15 protein-coding genes are annotated in these 18,063 nt (G+C 64.2%); 14 read left to right on the forward strand and 1 reads right to left on the reverse strand.

Features of this window, described 5'->3' with window-relative positions:
• Positions 1-6: 6 nt before the first annotated feature.
• A complete protein-coding gene (gene ilvA / locus BC1002_RS01830; protein WP_274380042.1) occupies positions 7-1,572 on the reverse strand; it encodes a threonine ammonia-lyase, biosynthetic in 1,566 nt (521 codons plus the stop codon).
• Between the two features lie 501 nt (positions 1,573-2,073).
• Between ilvA and BC1002_RS01835 the strand changes: the two genes are divergently transcribed.
• The 14 genes from BC1002_RS01835 (at position 2,074) to BC1002_RS01900 (ending at position 17,999) form a co-directional block, all read left to right on the forward strand.
• Complete coding sequence (locus BC1002_RS01835) at positions 2,074-6,180, forward strand: DUF3683 domain-containing protein (RefSeq protein WP_013088370.1); 4,107 nt, start codon at positions 2,074-2,076, stop codon at positions 6,178-6,180.
• Positions 6,181-6,213: 33 nt separating this feature from the next.
• Positions 6,214-6,642, forward strand: coding sequence for an HIT family protein (locus BC1002_RS01840; RefSeq protein ID WP_013088371.1), 429 nt, complete (start codon positions 6,214-6,216; stop codon positions 6,640-6,642).
• Positions 6,643-6,739: 97 nt separating this feature from the next.
• On the forward strand, positions 6,740-7,153 hold the full coding sequence (locus BC1002_RS01845; protein ID WP_013088372.1) for a gamma-butyrobetaine hydroxylase family protein: 414 nt from the start codon (positions 6,740-6,742) through the stop codon (positions 7,151-7,153).
• 66 nt (positions 7,154-7,219) lie between these two features.
• Positions 7,220-7,951, forward strand: coding sequence for a bifunctional demethylmenaquinone methyltransferase/2-methoxy-6-polyprenyl-1,4-benzoquinol methylase UbiE (gene ubiE, locus BC1002_RS01850; protein ID WP_013088373.1), 732 nt, complete (start codon positions 7,220-7,222; stop codon positions 7,949-7,951).
• A gap of 38 nt (positions 7,952-7,989) precedes the next feature.
• The gene (locus BC1002_RS01855) at positions 7,990-8,994 is read left to right on the forward strand and encodes a Tim44 domain-containing protein (RefSeq protein WP_013088374.1); all 1,005 of its coding nucleotides are present in this window, start codon (positions 7,990-7,992) and stop codon (positions 8,992-8,994) included.
• A gap of 174 nt (positions 8,995-9,168) precedes the next feature.
• Complete coding sequence (locus BC1002_RS01860; protein WP_013088375.1) at positions 9,169-9,813, forward strand: ubiquinone biosynthesis accessory factor UbiJ; 645 nt, start codon at positions 9,169-9,171, stop codon at positions 9,811-9,813.
• A 15-nt stretch (positions 9,814-9,828) separates the two neighbouring features.
• Entirely contained in the window at positions 9,829-11,406 is a 1,578-nt protein-coding gene (gene ubiB, locus BC1002_RS01865; protein WP_013088376.1) for a ubiquinone biosynthesis regulatory protein kinase UbiB, read from the forward strand.
• Between the two features lie 94 nt (positions 11,407-11,500).
• Positions 11,501-12,124, forward strand: coding sequence for a methyltransferase domain-containing protein (locus BC1002_RS01870; RefSeq protein ID WP_013088377.1), 624 nt, complete (start codon positions 11,501-11,503; stop codon positions 12,122-12,124).
• Between the two features lie 174 nt (positions 12,125-12,298).
• A complete protein-coding gene (locus BC1002_RS01875) occupies positions 12,299-12,631 on the forward strand; it encodes an FmdB family zinc ribbon protein (protein ID WP_013088378.1) in 333 nt (110 codons plus the stop codon).
• A gap of 75 nt (positions 12,632-12,706) precedes the next feature.
• Positions 12,707-13,363 (forward strand): DUF502 domain-containing protein, encoded by a 657-nt coding sequence (locus tag BC1002_RS01880; RefSeq protein WP_026228003.1) that lies wholly within the window; start codon positions 12,707-12,709, stop codon positions 13,361-13,363.
• Positions 13,364-13,438: 75 nt separating this feature from the next.
• A complete protein-coding gene (gene aspS, locus BC1002_RS01885; RefSeq protein ID WP_013088380.1) occupies positions 13,439-15,238 on the forward strand; it encodes an aspartate--tRNA ligase in 1,800 nt (599 codons plus the stop codon).
• A 180-nt stretch (positions 15,239-15,418) separates the two neighbouring features.
• A complete protein-coding gene (gene nudB / locus BC1002_RS01890; protein ID WP_013088381.1) occupies positions 15,419-15,934 on the forward strand; it encodes a dihydroneopterin triphosphate diphosphatase in 516 nt (171 codons plus the stop codon).
• Positions 15,931-17,190, forward strand: coding sequence for a cardiolipin synthase ClsB (gene clsB / locus BC1002_RS01895; protein WP_013088382.1), 1,260 nt, complete (start codon positions 15,931-15,933; stop codon positions 17,188-17,190). Before nudB ends, clsB begins: the two co-directional genes overlap by 4 nt.
• A 209-nt stretch (positions 17,191-17,399) precedes the next feature.
• Positions 17,400-17,999: a TetR/AcrR family transcriptional regulator gene (locus BC1002_RS01900; protein WP_013088383.1), complete on the forward strand. Its 600-nt coding sequence runs from the start codon at positions 17,400-17,402 to the stop codon at positions 17,997-17,999.
• Positions 18,000-18,063 lie beyond the last annotated feature (64 nt).

Raw genomic sequence — 18,063 nt, forward strand, 5'->3', positions numbered from 1 at the left:
AAGAGATCAGGCGAGGAAGAGGCGGTAGACCGGGTTTTTCGTTTCTTCCCAGCACGGGTAGCCGAGCGTTTCGATGAAGCGCTCGAACGCTGCATGGTCGCTCTCGGGCACCTGAATGCCGACCAGAATCGAACTGTAGTCCGCGCCCTGGTTGCGATAGTGGAACAGGCTGATGTTCCAGTTCGGCGCCATCGACGACAGGAATTTCATCAGCGCGCCCGGACGCTCGGGAAACTCGAAACGGAACAGACGCTCGTCGCGCGCGAGCGGCGAGCGGCCGCCGACCATGTAGCGGATGTGCTGCTTCGACAGTTCGTCGAAGGTCAGATCGACGGTCGCGAAGCCGTGCGCTTCGAATGCGTCGGCGATCTGCGCCGGTTCGCTGCGGTTGCGGATCTGCACCCCGACGAAGATGTGCGCCGAGTTCGCGTCGGCGATCCGGTAGTTGAATTCGGTGACGCTGCGCGTGCCGACCAGTTCGCAGAAGCGCTTGAAGCTGCCGCGCTCTTCGGGGATCGTCACCGCGAATACCGCTTCGCGTGCTTCGCCCACTTCGGCGCGTTCGGCGACGAAGCGCATACGGTCGAAGTTCATGTTCGCGCCCGACGTGATCGCGATCAGCGTCTGGTTCTCGATGCCTTCCCGTTCGGCGTACTGCTTGGCGCCCGCCACCGCGAGCGAGCCCGCGGGTTCGAGCACGCTGCGGGTATCCTGGAACACGTCCTTGATCGCCGCGCACAGCGCATCGGTGTTCACGAGCAGCACTTCGTCGAGATATTCGCTGCACAGGCGGAAGGTTTCCTCGCCGACGAGCTTCACCGCGGTGCCGTCCGAGAACAGGCCCACTTCGTTCAGCGTCACGCGCTCGCCCGCTTTCAGCGACGCAGCCATCGCGCACGAATCATCGGTCTGCACGCCGATCACCTTGATCTCCGGGCGCACCGATTTCACGTATGCAGCGACACCGGCCGCGAGACCGCCGCCGCCGATCGGCACGAAGATCGCGTGAATCGGCCCCTGGTGCTGGCTCAGGATTTCCATCGCGACGGTGCCCTGGCCGGCGATCACGTATGGATCATCGAACGGATGCACGAAGGTCAGGCCGCGCTCTTCCTGCAGCTTGACCGCGTGACCATAGGCATCGCTATACGATTCGCCGAACTGCACGACCTCGACGGTCGGCCCGCCGTGCGTGCGGATCGCGTCGACCTTGACCTGCGGCGTCGTCACCGGCACGACGATGATCGCCTTCACGCCCATGCGTGCGGCCGACAACGCCACGCCCTGCGCATGATTGCCCGCCGACGCGGTGATCACGCCGCGACCGAGCGCTTCGGCCGGGATATGCGCCATCTTGTTGTACGCGCCGCGCAGCTTGAACGAGAACACCGGCTGGTTGTCCTCGCGCTTCAGATAGACCGGATTGCGCAGCCGTGCCGACAGGTTCGGCGCGCGTTCGAGTTCGGTCTCGCGCGCCACGTCGTAGACGCGCGCGGTCAGGGTCTTTTTCAGGTAGTCGTGGGAAGCCATGCGGGTCGCGCGGTGCGCTGTGTGAGACGGGAAAACGTCAATGATAGCGCCAACGGTGCCCGCGCTGGCCGTTCCGCGCGCGGCGGGGAAGGGTGCACGCCCCTGGCCGGCCCGTTTCGGCACCGCGGATCGACGTTTGCCGAACAGTCCGGCCGGTCAATGGGGCAGCATGCGAAACGCCGCGGGATTCGCCGCCAAATCCCCCAAACCGCCGTCACCGCCCCGATTCCCGCCGCCAACGCGTGGCGGGATGATGCGGTAGAATTCCATTTTGGAATAAGGATCGGAAGATGCACTGGCAGCCTCGGATCGCCCATTTAATGCCCGTTCCCCGCGAATCGTGCCCCGCGGCGGAGCGGCATGTCCGCCGCGCGCGATCGTGTAGCTGTCTCTGAGTGCCGCGAAGCGACCGCCGTGAGTTTGCCGCCGGTCGTGTTCGCTCTCCTGGAAGCCCTAGAAGATTTCAAGCATTGCGCTCCACGCGCATTGTCGGCCGACGCCTCGTGACGAGCGCGCCAGGCCGACCTACCGAGTCGTCCAAACATGAACGCACCTCAAGTTTTCGATCCGCACGGCGCAGCCGCTGCGGTGGCCGCCGATCCCGAAGCGCGTCTGCGCGAAATTCCCTATAACTACACGTCGTTTTCCGACCGCGAAATCGTCATCCGTCTGCTCGGCAACGACGCCTGGGACGCGCTCGCCGAACTGCGCGCCGAACGCCGCACCGGCCGCTCGGCGCGCATGCTGTACGAAGTGCTCGGCGATATCTGGGTCGTGCGCCGCAATCCGTATCTGCAGGATGACCTGCTCGACAACCCGAAGCGCCGCGCGCTGCTGATCGAGGCGCTCAACCACCGTCTCGCCGAAATCGAGAAGCGCCGCCGCGCCGATCTGAGCGAACACGGCGACGAAGCCGGCGTCGATCGCGCCGCGCGCGTCGAAAAGCTGGTGCAGGCCGCGCGCCGCGCGATCGACCAATTCGCCAGCGAATTCCAGCAGACCTACGACCTGCGCCGCCGCACCACCCGCGTGCTCGGCAAGGTCACGCAGAAGGACAACATCAAGTTCGACGGTCTGTCGCGCGTCTCGCACGTGACCGACGCGACCGACTGGCGCGTCGAATACCCGTTCGTCGTGCTGACGCCGGACTCCGAGGCCGAAATCGCCGGCATGATCAAGGCCTGCTTCGAACTCGGCCTGACCGTGATTCCGCGCGGCGGCGGCACCGGCTACACGGGCGGCGCGGTGCCGCTCACGCCGTTCTCGGCCGTCATCAACACCGAAAAGCTCGAACAGCTCGGCCCGGTCGAAATGACCCAGCTGCCGGGCGTCGATCGCAAGGTCGCGACGATTTTCTCGGGCGCGGGCGTCGTCACGCGCCGCGTGACCGAGGCGGCCGAGCAGGCCGGCTTCGTGTTCGCGGTCGACCCGACCTCGCTCGACGCGTCCTGCGTCGGCGGCAATGTCGCGATGAACGCGGGCGGCAAGAAGGCGGTGCTATGGGGCACGGCGCTCGATAACCTCGCGTGGTGGCGCATGGTCGACCCGGAAGGAAACTGGCTCGAAGTCACGCGTCTCGAGCACAACATGGGCAAGATCCACGACATCGAAGTCGCGCGTTTCGAGCTCAAGTGGTTCGACGGCAACTACGCGCCGGGCGAGAAGCTGCTGCGCACCGAATCGCTCGACATCAAGGGCCGCGTGTTCCGCAAGGAAGGCCTCGGCAAGGACGTCACCGACAAATTCCTCGCCGGTCTGCCGGGCGTGCAGAAGGAAGGCTGCGACGGGCTCATCACGTCGGCGCGCTGGGTGCTGCACAAGATGCCCGCGCATACGCGCACCGTCTGTCTCGAGTTCTTCGGCCAGGCGCGCGAGGCGATTCCAAGCATCGTCGAAATCAAGGACTACCTGTTCGAGACGTCGCGCCAGGGCGGCGCGATTCTCGCGGGTCTGGAGCATCTGGACGAGCGCTATCTGCGCGCGGTCGGCTATGCGACCAAGAGCAAGCGCAACGCGTTTCCGAAGATGGTGCTGATCGGCGACATCGTTGGTGACGATGCGGACGCGGTCGCGCAGGCCACCTCGGAAGTCGTACGCATGGCCAACGGCAAGAGCGGCGAAGGTTTCGTCGCGGTCAGCGCCGAGGCCCGCAAGCGCTTCTGGCTCGACCGCAGCCGCACTGCCGCGATCGCGAAGCACACCAACGCGTTCAAGATCAACGAAGACGTCGTGATTCCGCTCGATCGCATGGACGAGTACACGGACGGCATCGAGCGCATCAACATCGAGCTGTCGCTGAAGAACAAGCTGCAGCTGGTCGACGCGCTCGAAGCGTTCTTCAAGGGCGGCAAGCTGCCGCTCGGCAAGAGCGACGACGCGAACGAAATCCCGAGTGCCGAACTGCTCGAAGACCGCGTGCAGCAGGCTCTCGATCTGCTCGCGCGGGTGCGCACGCGCTGGGAATTCGTGCGCGACAAGCTCGACTTGTCGCTGCGTGAGGCGCAGCACTATCTGGTCGGCCTCGGCTACGAATCGCTCGCCGAGAAGTTCGCCGATCGCGTCGACGCGCAACCGGACGCAACCGTATTCCACCTCGCCCAAGACCGCACGATCCGCGTGTCGTGGAAGCAGGAAATCCGCGCCGAATTGCGGCAGATTTTTAACGGCGGCGAGTTCAAGCCGATCCTCGACGAAGCCCAGGCGATCCACAAGCAGGTGCTGCGCGGCCGCGTGTTCGTTGCGCTGCACATGCACGCGGGCGACGGCAACGTGCACACGAACCTGCCGGTCAACTCCGACAACTACGAGATGCTGCAGGACGCACACGCCGCGGTCGCGCGCATCATGAAGCTCGCGCGTTCGCTCGACGGCGTGATCTCGGGTGAGCACGGCATCGGCATCACGAAGCTCGAATTCCTGACCGACGACGAGATCGGCGAATTCCGCAAGTACAAGCAGCGCGTCGATCCGCATGGCCGCTTCAACGCGGGCAAGCTGCTCGAAGGTGCGGACCTGCGCAACGCGTACACGCCGAGCTTCGGCCTGATGGGCTACGAATCGCTGATCATGCAGCAGTCCGATATCGGCGCGATTTCCGAGTCGATCAAAGACTGTCTGCGCTGCGGCAAGTGCAAGCCGGTCTGTGCGACGCACGTGCCGCGCGCGAACCTGCTGTACAGCCCGCGCAACAAGATTCTCGCCACGTCCCTGCTGGTGGAGGCTTTCCTGTACGAAGAGCAGACGCGGCGTGGCGTGTCGATCAAGCACTGGGACGAGTTCAACGACGTCGCCGATCACTGCACCGTGTGCCACAAGTGCGTGACGCCGTGCCCGGTGAAGATCGACTTCGGCGACGTGTCGATGAACATGCGCAATCTGTTGCGCAAGATGGGCAAGAAGAAATTCAACCCGGGCAACGCCGCGGGCATGTTCTTCCTGAACGCGACGAATCCTCAGACCATCAACCTCGCGCGCACCGCGATGATGGGCGTCGGCTACAAGGCGCAACGCCTCGGCAACGAGGTGCTGAAGAAGTTCACGAAGAAGCAGACTGCGCATCCGCCCGCCACGGTCGGCAAGCCGGCGATCACGCAGCAGGTGATCCACTTCATGAACAAGAAGATGCCGGGCAACCTGCCGAAGAAGACCGCGCGCGCGTTGCTCGATATCGAGGACAACAAGATCGTCCCGATCATCCGCAACCCGAAGACGACCACCGCCGACACCGAAGCGGTGTTCTACTTCCCGGGCTGCGGCTCCGAGCGGCTGTTCTCGCAGGTTGGTCTCGCGACCCAGGCAATGCTGTGGGAGGCGGGCGTGCAGACCGTGCTGCCGCCGGGCTACCTGTGCTGCGGTTATCCGCAGCGGGGCTCGGGCCAGTACGACAAGGCCGAGCAGATCGTCACCGACAACCGCGTGCTGTTCCACCGCGTCGCCAATACGCTGAACTACCTCGACATCAAGACGGTGGTGGTGTCGTGCGGCACGTGCTACGACCAGCTCGCCGGGTACGAATTCGAAAAGATCTTCCCGGGCTGCCGGATCATCGACATCCACGAGTACCTGCTGGAAAAAGGCATCAAGCTCGATGGCGTGAACGGCGTGCGCTACATGTACCACGACCCGTGCCACTCGCCGATCAAGACGATGGACCCGGTCAAGCTCGTCAATCAGCTGATGGGTTCGGAGCAGGACGGCTACAAGATCGAGAAGAACGACCGCTGCTGCGGCGAATCGGGCACGCTCGCGGTCACGCGTCCCGACATCTCGACCCAGGTGCGTTTCCGCAAGGAAGAGGAAATTCGCAAGGGCGCGGCGAAGCTGCGCGGCATTCCACTCGTCGCCGAAGCAGGCGCGAACGCGATCAATCCGGCCAATGCATCGGCCGGATCCGCCGGTGCGCCGAACGGTTCGGTGCTGAAGGCCGGCGACGGTCCGCAGCCGGGTAACGGCAACGCGGGTTCGACCGACGTCAAGATCCTCACGAGCTGCCCGTCGTGCCTGCAAGGGCTGTCGCGCTACAACGAAGACGCGGGTACCGAGGCGGATTACATCGTGGTCGAGATGGCACGTCACGTGCTCGGCGAAAACTGGATGGCGGACTACGTACAACGGGCGAACAATGGCGGAATCGAGCGCGTGCTGGTTTAATGGCACGACCGACGATATTTGCCGAGGACGACGATGGACTGCGTTTTTTGCCGTGAAGACGGCGGCGATGTGCTATGGCAGGACGACGCGTTGCGAGTCGTCCTCGCCGACGAACACGACTACCCGGGCTTTTGCCGGGTCATCTGGAACGCTCACGTAGCCGAGTTTTCGGATCTTTCCGCCGACGAGCGCGATCACGTGATGAAGGCCGTGTACGCGGTCGAGCGTGCGCAGCGGCGCGTGATGCAGCCGGCGAAGGTCAATCTCGCGAGCCTCGGCAACCAGGTGCCGCACGTGCACTGGCACGTGATTCCGCGTTTCTCGAACGACGCGCATTTCCCCCTGCCGATCTGGGCGCCGCGCCAGCGCACGGTGTCCGAAGCGATGCTGTCGTCACGTCGTGCGCATGCCACGCTGCTGCGCGAAGCGGTGCGGCAGGAAATCGAACAGGCGCTGGGCTGAGCGTCGCCGAATCCGCCGCCGTGCACCGCCGGGCTCCCGTCGGTGCGCTGGGCGGCCGATCCGTCGTTATCACCCGCCGTTATCTGATGAGGCCAACATGAGCGGATTGACTCCCGAGACGCCGGTGCCGACCGGCGTGGTCGTGCATTCGAAGTCGCGTGTGCTGGAACTGCAGTACGCGAACGGCGAAGCGTATCGGCTGCCGTTCGAACTGCTGCGCGTGTATTCGCCGTCGGCGGAAGTGCAGGGCCACGGGCCCGGCCAGGAAACGCTGCAAACCGGTAAGCGCGACGTGACGATCACGATGATCGAAGGCGTCGGCAATTACGCGCTGCAGCCGACTTTCTCCGATGGACACTCCACCGGTATCTATTCGTGGGACCTGCTGTACGACATGGCCGTGCGTCAGGATGAACTCTGGCGCGCGTATCTCGCCAAACTGGCAGCGGCCGGCATCGACCGCGACACCCCGATGGTGCCCGCCGCTGCTGCGCACGGGCACTGTCACTGATACGATTCGCCCCCGAACGCCGCTCGAGCGGCGCAACATTCAAGAACACGCGAAAGGACGAGCGCGATGAGCAAAACCCACTTCGGCTTTCAATCGGTCGACGAACAGGACAAGGCGCAGAAAGTGGCGGGGGTGTTCCACTCGGTGGCCGCCAACTACGACCTGATGAACGACCTGATGTCGGGCGGATTGCACCGGGCGTGGAAGGTGTTCACGATCGCCCAGGCCAACGTGCGGCCGGGCTACAAGGTGCTCGACATCGCGGGCGGCACGGGCGATCTGTCGAAAGCGTTCGCCAAACAGGCGGGCGAGACGGGCGAGGTCTGGCATACCGACATCAATGAATCGATGCTGCGCGTCGGCCGCGACCGGCTGCTCGACAAAGGCATCATCACGCCGACGCTGCTTTGCGATGCCGAAAAAATCCCGTTCCCGGATAACTATTTCGACGTCGTGACAGTCGCTTTCGGCTTGCGCAACATGACGCATAAAGACATCGCGCTCGCCGAGATGCGTCGTGTGCTGAAACCGGCCGGGCGGCTGCTCGTGCTCGAGTTCTCGAAGGTATGGAACCCGCTGAAGAAGGTCTACGATCTGTATTCGTTCAAGGTGTTGCCGTGGCTCGGCGAGCGCTTCGCCAAGGACGCGGAAAGCTACCAGTACCTGGCGGAATCGATCCGCATGCATCCTGACCAGGAAACTTTGAAAACTATGATGGAACAAGCTGGTCTCGACGGCGTCAAATATTACAATTTGTCAGCTGGCGTGGTAGCGTTGCATGTGGGGACCAAATACTAGGGTCCTCTAACCCATCGATTTTTAAAGGAAAGTGCGAAATGTCCGATTCGAATTTGTTATCTACTCGTAAGGTTAAGGGGTCGCTGGCGAGAAGAATCGGACTGATCGCGATGGTCGGTCTGCTCACGGCCGGCACCCTTGCCTCTCTCGACGCCGAAGCACGCCGCATGGGCGGAGGCCGCAGCTTCGGCCGTCAATCGAACAGTCTGCAGCAGCAGCGCCAGACGCCGCCGCCTTCCCAGCCGGCGCAGAACAATCAGGCCACGCAGCAGAGCGCGCAGCCGGCGGCTCCTGCAACCAAGCCCACGCCGCCCGCCGCGCCGAACCGCAATCGCTGGCTTGGGCCGATCGCCGGTCTCGCGGCCGGTCTCGGCATCGCCGCGTTGTTGTCGCATTTCGGGCTCGGCGAGGCGTTCGCCGGCATGTTCGCCAACGTGATCGTCATTGCGTTGATCGCGATGGTCGTGATCTGGCTGATCCGCCGCTTCACCGGCCGTAAGCGCGATGCGGCGCAACCGGCTTACGCGGGCACGGCGCCGTCGCTGAACACCAGAGGCACCGACTATATTCAGGAGCCGCGTTACACGGCGCCGCCGACCGGCTCGTATCTCGAACCGCAAGGCAACCCGTTGACCACGCCATCGCTCGGCGCGACGCCGTCGGTGCCGGCGGGCTTCGATTCGGAAGCGTTTCTGCGTAACGCGAAGGTGTACTTCGTGCGCCTGCAGGCAGCGTGGGACGTCGGCAACATCGATGACATCCGCGAATTCACTACGCCGGAAATGTTCGCCGAAGTGCGCGTCGATCTCACAGCGCGCGGCACGCAGCAGAACCAGACCGACGTCGTGCAGTTGAACGCCGAGCTGCTCGGCGTCGAAGAGCGCGCGACCGAATACTTCGCGAGCGTGCGCTTCTCCGGTTTGATCCGCGAGGCTCCGGGCGCGGCGGCCGAGCCGTTCGTCGAAGTCTGGAATCTGACGAAGGCGAACCGCGCCGGCGAAGGCTGGCTGCTTGCCGGCATCCAGCAGGTCGAGCAACACTGACATGCCGAGGCATCGAGTTGCATTTGCCTCGAAAAAAGCCGGCCACGGCACAGCGGTTCCTGGCTTCGCGCATCGCTTAGGCCGTTTGGTATAGCAGGCCGCGAAGCGAACGGACGTTACAATGGGAGCCCGCGCAAGCACCTCGCTCGCGCGGGTTTTTTCTTGCCACCTTCGATGACCCTCGCCGCCAAGCCCTTCGCTGCTGCTGTCAATCATCTGCTCGCCCGCGAATCGTGGGCCCGCGAGCGCCTCGCCCCGTACGCGGGCAAGACCGCACGCCTGTCGTGTCCACCGGTTGTGCTCGCACTGCTCGTGCAGCCCGACGGCTATCTCGGCACGCTCGACGAAGCCGATGCGCATCAGTTCGACGTGACGATTTCGGTGCCGTCCGACGCACTGCCTGCCTTCCTGCAAGGTGGCCAGGCCGCGGTGATGAAGCACGTGAAGATCGAGGGCGACGCGGAGTTCGCGACCGTGATCGCGAAGCTCGCCGAGCATCTGCGCTGGGAACCGGAGGAAGATCTCGCGAAGCTGATCGGTGATGGGCCCGCGTGGCGCATCACGGCGCTCGTGCGTTCGGTCGGCGAGCATGTGCAACGCACCGGCCGCAACCTGCTCGACACCGCAGCCGAGTATCTGCTCGACGAGAATCCGCAGTTGGTGCGCCGCACCGCGCTCGCGGACTTCAACGTCGAGCTGGCGCGCGCGCGTGATTCGCTCGCGCGAGTCGAAAAGCGCATCGAGCGTCTCGAACAGAAGGTCGAAGCCCGCGGCCCGCAAGCGTCGGGCGGCGCCGCCACGTCGCGCGGCACGCGCTAGTCACCGGGCCCAGCCATGCGTTTTCTGCGTTTTCTCAAGATATTTTTCACGGTCATCCGCTTCGGCCTCGACGAAATGATGTTGAGCCGCATCAACGATCGGCGCGTGCGTCTGCTGCTGCGTATCACGACGCTCGGCCGCAAGTTCGATGCGCCGCCCGGCGTGCGTCTGCGGCTCGCGCTCGAAAGCCTCGGGCCGATCTTCGTCAAGTTCGGCCAGGTGCTGTCGACCCGTCGCGATCTGCTCCCGGTCGACATCGCCAACGAACTGGCGAAGCTGCAGGACCAGGTGCCGCCGTTCGATTCGGCGGTCGCGATCGCGCTCGTCGAGAAGTCGCTCGGCGCGCCGGTCGACGTGTTGTTCGACGACTTCGAGCGGGTGCCGGTCGCGAGCGCGTCGATCGCGCAAGTCCACTTCGCGACGGTGAAGGCCGGCCAGCACGCGGGCAAGGCGGTCGCGGTGAAGGTGCTGCGCCCCAACATGCTGCCGGTGATCGACTCCGACCTCGCGCTGTTGCGCGACATCGCCGTGTGGGCCGAGCGTCTGTGGGCCGACGGCAAACGCCTGAAGCCGCGCGAGGTGGTCGCCGAATTCGACAAGTACCTGCACGACGAACTCGACCTGATGCGCGAGGCCGCCAACGGTAGTCAGTTGCGGCGCAACTTCCAGGGGCTCGACCTGCTGCTCGTGCCCGAGATGTACTGGGAATTCTGCACGCCCACGGTGCTCGTGATGGAGCGCATGGTCGGCGTGCCGATCAGCCAGGTCGATACGTTGCGCGCGGCGGGCGTCGACATCCCCAAGCTCGCGCGCGAGGGCGTCGAAATTTTCTTCACGCAGGTGTTCCGCGACGGTTTTTTCCACGCCGACATGCACCCCGGCAACATCCAGGTGAGCCTCGATCCCGCGCACTTCGGCCGCTATATCGCGCTCGACTTCGGCATCATCGGCGCGCTGTCGGACTTCGATAAAAACTACCTCGCGCAGAACTTCCTCGCGTTCTTCAAGCGCGACTACCATCGCGTCGCGACGCTGCATCTGGAGTCGGGCTGGGTGCCGCCGACCACGCGTGTCGAGGAGCTCGAAAGCGCGATCCGCGCGGTCTGCGAACCGTACTTCGATCGCGCGCTGAAGGACATTTCGCTTGGCCAGGTGCTGATGCGCCTGTTCTCGACGTCTCGGCGCTTTAACGTTGAGATCCAGCCGCAGCTAGTGTTGCTGCAAAAGACGATGCTGAACGTGGAAGGCCTCGGCCGGTCGCTCGACCCCGAACTGGATCTCTGGAAGACCGCGAAGCCTTACCTCGAGCGCTGGATGAACGAGCAGATCGGCGTGCGCGGCTGGTACGAGCGTCTGAAGATCGAGGCGCCGCAGTGGAGCAAGACGCTGCCGCAGTTGCCGCGCCTCGTCCATAACATGCTGGCCGAGCGCCATCATCCGGTTGGCGGCGCGAACGACGACGTGATCCGCCAGATCCTGCTCGAGCAGAAGCGCACCAACCGTCTGCTGCAAGGCTTGCTGCTGTTCGGCGTGGCGGTCGGTGTAGGCGCGATGCTGGCGCGGGCGTTCCTGACTCTCGCTTACGGCGGCTGAGTGCGGGTGATGGCCCATTGGCCGCGCTGTTTCAGCGCCAGTGTCAGCCGCTGCTTGCGGTGACGACCGGGCGCAATCCTGAACGAGGCATCCGATGAGCGATCCGACCCAACCCCCCATGCCCGATTTCGAGAACCGCGATCCCAACTCGCCCGAGTTCTGGGACGAACGGTTCGAGCGCCGTTTCACGCCTTGGGACCAGGCGGGCGTGCCGTCCGCGTTTCGCGCGTTTGCCGACCGGCACCGCGACGTCGCCGTGCTGATTCCAGGCTGCGGCAGCGCGTGGGAAGCGAAATGGCTCGCGCGTCAGGGCAACCCGGTGCGCGCGATCGACTTCTCGGCCGCCGCCGTCGCGGCGGCGCGCGAGCAACTGGGCGCGCAGCGCGCATCGCTGGTCGAACAGGCGGACTTTTTCAGCTATGCGCCGCCGTTTACGCCGGCATGGATCTATGAGCGGGCGTTTTTCTGCGCGCTGCCGCCGACGCGCCGCGCCGACTACGCGCAACGTATGGCCGAACTGCTGCCGTCCGGCGGGTTGCTCGCGGGCTTCTTTTTTATCGGCGCGACGCCGAAGGGACCGCCGTTCGGCGTCGAACGCGACGAGCTCGACGCGCTGTTCACGCCACGCTTCGAGCTGATCGAAGACGAAGCGGTCGACGACTCGATCGGGGTATTCGCAGGACACGAGCGCTGGCTAACCTGGCGGCGTCGCGGCTAACGCCACCGCGCGCCGCTCTTGAGAGGTCAGCGGGACGCCCCCATCTGGCGCGGTGGCGGGCGCGTCACGCGTCCGCTTCCCGAAATCCGGGGAACGGGCATCGTTTGCGGCTATAATTCAAGGCTTTGCAAGCGTTTACAAGATTTCAGTAGGGATTTGGAGTAGGAAAGGATCATGCCGATCTACGCTTATCGTTGCGGGTCATGCGGCTTTGGGAAGGACGTGCTCCAGAAGATGAGCGACCCCCAGTTGACGCAGTGCCCCGAGTGCGGAAAAGACACCTTTAGCAAGCAACTCACCGCCGCCGGCTTCCAGTTGAAGGGCTCCGGCTGGTACGTGACCGATTTCCGCGGTGGCAGCGGCGGCACGAGCGCGCCGGCCGCGTCGGAAGCGAAGTCCGAGCCGTCCGCGGCCGCTGCCTCGGCTGAACAGGCTGCCCCGGCCGCGCCCGCGGCCCCCGCCGCAGCGGCCGCCGCCGCGAGCCCGAGCGGTTCCGGCAGCGCCTAGTGGGACCGCCGCCCCGCGCGGGCGGCGTATCTACCGCGCATGGGCCTCGGCCCGCGCAGCTTTCTGGCGGTATACATGACGACGAAGAAATTCACGCTCAAATCGGTGTTTCTGACCGGCCTTCTGGTGCTGGTGCCCCTGGCCATCACACTGTGGGTGCTCGGTCTGATCATCGGCACGATGGACCAGACGCTGTTGCTGCTGCCTACCTCCTGGCAGCCGGAACGTGCGATCGGCTATCGCTTGCCGGGCCTCGGCGCGGTGCTCACGCTCGCGTTCATCTTCGTCGTCGGGCTGTTGACGCAGAACTTCATTGGGCAGAAGCTCGTGAAGTGGTGGGAACTGCTGGTCGCGCACATTCCGGTGGTGGGCCCGCTGTACACCAGCGTCAAGCAGGTGTCCGACACGCTACTGTCGAGCAGCGGCAATGCGTTCCGCAAGGCGCTGCTGATCGAGTACCCGCGCCGCGGTTCCTATACGATCGCCTTTCTGACCGGCATTCCGGGCGGCGACGTGGCCAACCATCTGAAGGAAGATTACGTCAGCGTGTACGTGCCGACCACGCCGAACCCGACGTCCGGCTTCTTCCTGATGGTGCCGAAAAGCGAAGTGATCGAGCTCGACATGACGGTCGACGCTGCGCTCAAGTACATCGTCTCGATGGGCGTCGTGGCGCCGTCCGCGCCACCGCCGGCGCCGGTGCGCCGCACCACCGTCGAGCCTCCGCTGTAATGCCGGCGCGCAACGCTTCATGCAGGATCATCTGCGGCGCGCCGTTCAACCAATGCAAAACGAAAGACAAACATCATGTCGATGAGATCTGAATACTGCGGTCTGGTGACCGAAGAACTGCTGGGCCAATCCGTCTCGCTGTGCGGCTGGGTAAGCCGCCGCCGCGACCATGGCGGCGTCATCTTCATCGACCTGCGCGATCGCGAAGGGCTCGTTCAGGTCGTCTGCGATCCGGATCGCGCGGACATGTTCAAGATTGCCGAAGGCGTGCGCAACGAGTTCTGCGTGCAGGTCAAGGGCGTCGTGCGCGGCCGTCCGGAGGGCACGACCAACGCGTCGCTGAAGAGCGGCAAGATCGAAGTGCTGTGCCACGAGCTGATCGTGCTGAACGCGTCGGTCACGCCGCCGTTCCAGCTCGACGACGACAACCTGTCGGAAACCACGCGTCTCACGCACCGCGTGCTCGACCTGCGCCGTCCGCAGATGCAGCACAACCTGCGTCTGCGCTATCGCGTCGCAATCGAAGTGCGCAAGTACCTCGACGAGCAGGGCTTCATCGACATCGAAACGCCGATGCTGACGAAGAGCACGCCGGAAGGCGCGCGCGACTACCTCGTGCCGTCGCGCACGAACCCGGGCCAGTTCTTCGCGCTGCCGCAGTCGCCGCAACTGTTCAAGCAGCTGCTGATGGTCGCGAACTTCGACCGTTACTACCAGATCACCAAGTGCTTCCGCGACGAAGACCTGCGCGCCGACCGTCAGCCGGAATTCACGCAGATCGACTGCGAAACCTCGTTCCTGTCGGAACAGGAAATCCGCGATCTGTTCGAGGCAATGATCCGTCACGTGTTCAAGACGACGATCGGCGTCCAGCTCGACGAGAAATTCCCGGTCATGGAATACGCGGAAGCGATGCGCCGCTTCGGTTCGGATAAGCCGGACTTGCGCGTGAAGCTCGAATTCACCGAGCTGACCGACGCGATGCGCGACGTCGACTTCAAGGTGTTCAGCACCCCGGCCAACACGAAGGACGGCCGCGTCGCGGCGCTGCGCGTGCCGAAGGGCGGCGAGCTGTCGCGTGGCGACATCGACAGCTACACGGAATTCGTGCGCATCTACGGCGCGAAGGGCCTCGCGTGGATCAAGGTCAACGAAGCGGCTAAGGGCCGTGACGGTCTGCAAAGCCCGATCGTGAAGAACCTGCACGATGACGCGCTGAAGGCGATCATCGAGCGCACCGGCGCACAAGATGGCGACATCATCTTCTTCGCGGCGGATCGCGCGAAGGTCGTCAACGACAGTCTCGGCGCATTGCGTCTGAAGATCGGTCATTCGGAATTCGGCAAGGCCAACGGCCTCGTGGAATCCGGCTGGAAGCCGCTCTGGGTCGTCGACTTCCCGATGTTCGAATACGACGAGGAAGACAACCGCTACGTCGCTGCGCATCACCCGTTCACGAGCCCGAAGGACGAGCACCTCGAGTACCTCGAAACGGACCCGGCGCGCTGCCTCGCGAAGGCCTACGACATGGTGCTGAACGGCTGGGAAATCGGCGGCGGCTCGGTGCGTATCTACCGTGAGGAAGTGCAGAGCAAGGTGTTCCGCGCGCTGAAGATCAACGCGGAAGAAGCGCAGGCCAAGTTCGGCTTCCTGCTCGACGCGCTGCAATACGGCGCGCCGCCGCACGGCGGTATCGCGTTCGGTCTGGACCGCATCGTCACGATGATGGCCGGCGCCGACTCGATCCGCGACGTGATCGCGTTCCCGAAGACGCAACGCGCGCAGGACCTGCTCACGCAGGCGCCGAGCGAAGTCGACGAACGTCAGCTGCGCGAGCTGCACATCCGTCTGCGTTCGCCGGAACCGAAGGCGTAAAACCGTGGCCGCTTGTCGCGGCCGCAAAAAAGCCACACGAGCGAAACGAAAAGGCGCTGAGGTGTTCTCCACCTCAGCGTCTTTTTCATTTTTTGCGTTACAGTGAGGCCACCGCTTTCCCGACCCTTTCGACCGTCATCCGACATGTACCGCGCGTCTGGTCGCGCCCAGTTTTGAGCCATGCCGAAACCGCCGAAAATTCCGCAGTCCGTCCTCGTCATCATTCATACGCCCGCGCTCGACGTGCTGCTGCTCGAACGCGCCGACCATGCCGCGTTCTGGCAATCGGTCACCGGTTCGAAAGACCGGCTCGACGAACCGCTCGCCGACACGGCGGTGCGGGAAGTCGGCGAGGAAACCGGCATCATGGTCGGCGGAGCGCTGGTGCCCCGCAGCGCGTTGTTCGACTGGCAGTACTCGATCGACTACGAGATCTACCCGGAATTTCGTTACCGCTACGAAGCGGGCGTGCTGTACAACACCGAGCACTGGTTCAGCCTGCAGGTGCCCGAGCGTATCGACGTGTCGCTCGCGCCGCGCGAACACACCGCGTATATGTGGCTGCCGTATGAAGAGGCCGCATCGCGCTGCTTTTCGTCGTCGAATGCCGATGCGATCCTGCAGTTGCCGCGCCGCCTTGCCACGCGCACGATCGACCCCCAATCCGGCCCGCTGGCCGGGGAGCGTGGCCAGTGAGCGCAGGCGGCTCGGGCCGCCTCGCGCGTCTGCGGCACACGTTGCTCGGCCGTCGTTACTGGCAGCGCTACCGCTTCACCAGTAACAATGAGGTGGAGCTTCTGCGCTCCGGCGACGATTTCTTCGACGCGCTGATCGAGCGCATCGACGCCGCCGAGCACAGCGTCGCGCTCGAAACCTACATCTTCTGCGACGACGAAGCTGGCCAGGCGGTCAGCGAGGCATTGCTGCGCGCTGCCGCACGCGGTGTCAGAGTGCGCGTGATTACCGACGGCATCGGCACCGCACGCCTGAAAATGTTCGAGCAATGGCCGTCTGGCGGCATCGAGCATCGCATCTACAACCCGCATCTGTTCGGCCGCTTCGGCTTTTCGCGCACGCACCGCAAGCTCGCGGTGATCGACGATCGGATCGCGTATTGCGGCGGCATCAATATCGTCGACGATTACGAGAACAACGGCGAGAAGCTGCCGTACCACCGCTGGGACTTCGCGGTCGAACTGCGCGGGCCGGTGGTCGGTGACGTGCGCGACGCGATCGAGGTGCAGTGGCGGCGGATTCGCCTCGGCCATCGACCGCTCGATTCGATCAGGCCAGACCCGTCGTCGCAGGACGCCAACTCGCTGGGCAGTCTGCGCCGGCGCCGGCGGCGCCGCAACGAAGAACTGTGGGCCCGCGGCGAGCCGTGCGTCGCGTTCGTCGCGCGCGATAACCTGATCAACCGCCGCGCGATCGAAAAGGCCTATCTGGCCGCGATCGGCCAGGCACGCCATGAAATTCTGCTGGCGAATCCGTACTTCATGCCGGGTCGCAAGCTGCGTCGCGCACTGGTGTTCGCGGCGCGGCGCGGTGTGGTCGTGAAGCTGATCATCGGGCGCAAGGAGTTCAAGGCGCTCGATTACGCGGTGCCGTTCCTGTACCACGCGCTGCTGCGCGCGGGCGTGCAGATCGCTGAATACGAGAAGACGCTGCTGCACGGCAAGGTCGCGGTGGTCGATTCGAACTGGGGCACGGTCGGTTCGTCGAATCTCGATGCGCTCAGCTTGATGCTCAACAACGAAGCGAACGTCGTGCTCGTCAACGATCCGTCGATCGCGAAACTTCGCGACGCGATTCTCGACGCGTTCGCGGACGCGCGCCGGATCGATGAAGCGCACTACGAATCGCGGCCAGCGCGCGTGCGCGCGCTGAGTTGGATCGCGTACACGAGCTACCGCGTCGCGATGAAACTGCTGACGGTGGGCGGCTACGATTGACATCAACAGAACGCGCGCGCTCGTCGGCAACCATCGATCAAGGCAAACGCCTCTAAAAATCTGATTGATCTGATGGTCGAAAGCCGCAAAATTAGAGGCCGGTTAGAAACGGGTTTCTAATAAAGTCCTTGTTTCGCGGACGGCAAGCACTCAATAATAGTACGGCCGTTCGATTTTCAATTCGGTCACATTAGAACGGTAGAACAGCTATGCGAAAAGGCGAACAAACCCGAGCCGCGATTCTCGACGCAGCACTCGATCTGGCAGGCCGCGACGGACTGGAAGGTCTGACGATTGGCCTGCTGGCCGAGCGCATGCAGATGAGCAAGAGCGGCGTGTTCGCGCATTTCGGGTCGCGTGAGGATCTGCAGGTGGAGGTCGTGCGCGAATATCACCGCCGTTTCGAAGACGAGGTGTTTTTCCCGAGCCTGCGTGAGCCGCGTGGTCTGCCGCGCTTGCGCGCGATGATTTCCCGCTGGTTCGAGAAGCGCATTCAGGAAGTCACGACCGGATGCATCTACATCAGCGGCGCCGTCGAATACGACGATCGCGCGGACAGCCAGGTGCGCGAGCAATTGGTGTCGAGCGTGACGACGTGGCGTGCGGCGCTCACGCGCGCGATTTCGCAAGCGATGGAAGAAGGGCATCTGCGCGCCGATACCGACCCGGAGCTGATGCTGTTCGAACTGTATAGCGTTACGCTCGGCCTGCATCACGACGCGCGATTCCTGCATTTGCCGGATGCGGTGCGTCTCACGTGGGCCGCGCTCGAAAAACTGATTAATTCATATCAGAGCGAAAGCCGTTAGCGGCGTCGCCGGAACTTACCGGAAACGCGCGGCGCACAAGGTCCGTACACGGACCCGGCCAACG

Origin of the sequence: Paraburkholderia atlantica, assembly GCF_000092885.1 — a bacterium.
In the GTDB taxonomy this organism is placed as follows: domain Bacteria; phylum Pseudomonadota; class Gammaproteobacteria; order Burkholderiales; family Burkholderiaceae; genus Paraburkholderia; species Paraburkholderia atlantica.

Coding starts and splice junctions, on each gene's coding strand:
- BC1002_RS01835 (WP_013088370.1), top strand. CDS start 2,074: ATGAACGCACCTCAAGTTTTCGATCCGCACGGCGCAGCCGCTGCGGTG.
- BC1002_RS01840 (WP_013088371.1), top strand. CDS start 6,214: ATGGACTGCGTTTTTTGCCGTGAAGACGGCGGCGATGTGCTATGGCAG.
- BC1002_RS01845 (WP_013088372.1), top strand. CDS start 6,740: ATGAGCGGATTGACTCCCGAGACGCCGGTGCCGACCGGCGTGGTCGTG.
- ubiE (WP_013088373.1), top strand. CDS start 7,220: ATGAGCAAAACCCACTTCGGCTTTCAATCGGTCGACGAACAGGACAAG.
- BC1002_RS01855 (WP_013088374.1), top strand. CDS start 7,990: ATGTCCGATTCGAATTTGTTATCTACTCGTAAGGTTAAGGGGTCGCTG.
- BC1002_RS01860 (WP_013088375.1), top strand. CDS start 9,169: ATGACCCTCGCCGCCAAGCCCTTCGCTGCTGCTGTCAATCATCTGCTC.
- ubiB (WP_013088376.1), top strand. CDS start 9,829: ATGCGTTTTCTGCGTTTTCTCAAGATATTTTTCACGGTCATCCGCTTC.
- BC1002_RS01870 (WP_013088377.1), top strand. CDS start 11,501: ATGAGCGATCCGACCCAACCCCCCATGCCCGATTTCGAGAACCGCGAT.
- BC1002_RS01875 (WP_013088378.1), top strand. CDS start 12,299: ATGCCGATCTACGCTTATCGTTGCGGGTCATGCGGCTTTGGGAAGGAC.
- BC1002_RS01880 (WP_026228003.1), top strand. CDS start 12,707: ATGACGACGAAGAAATTCACGCTCAAATCGGTGTTTCTGACCGGCCTT.
- aspS (WP_013088380.1), top strand. CDS start 13,439: ATGTCGATGAGATCTGAATACTGCGGTCTGGTGACCGAAGAACTGCTG.
- nudB (WP_013088381.1), top strand. CDS start 15,419: ATGCCGAAACCGCCGAAAATTCCGCAGTCCGTCCTCGTCATCATTCAT.
- BC1002_RS01900 (WP_013088383.1), top strand. CDS start 17,400: ATGCGAAAAGGCGAACAAACCCGAGCCGCGATTCTCGACGCAGCACTC.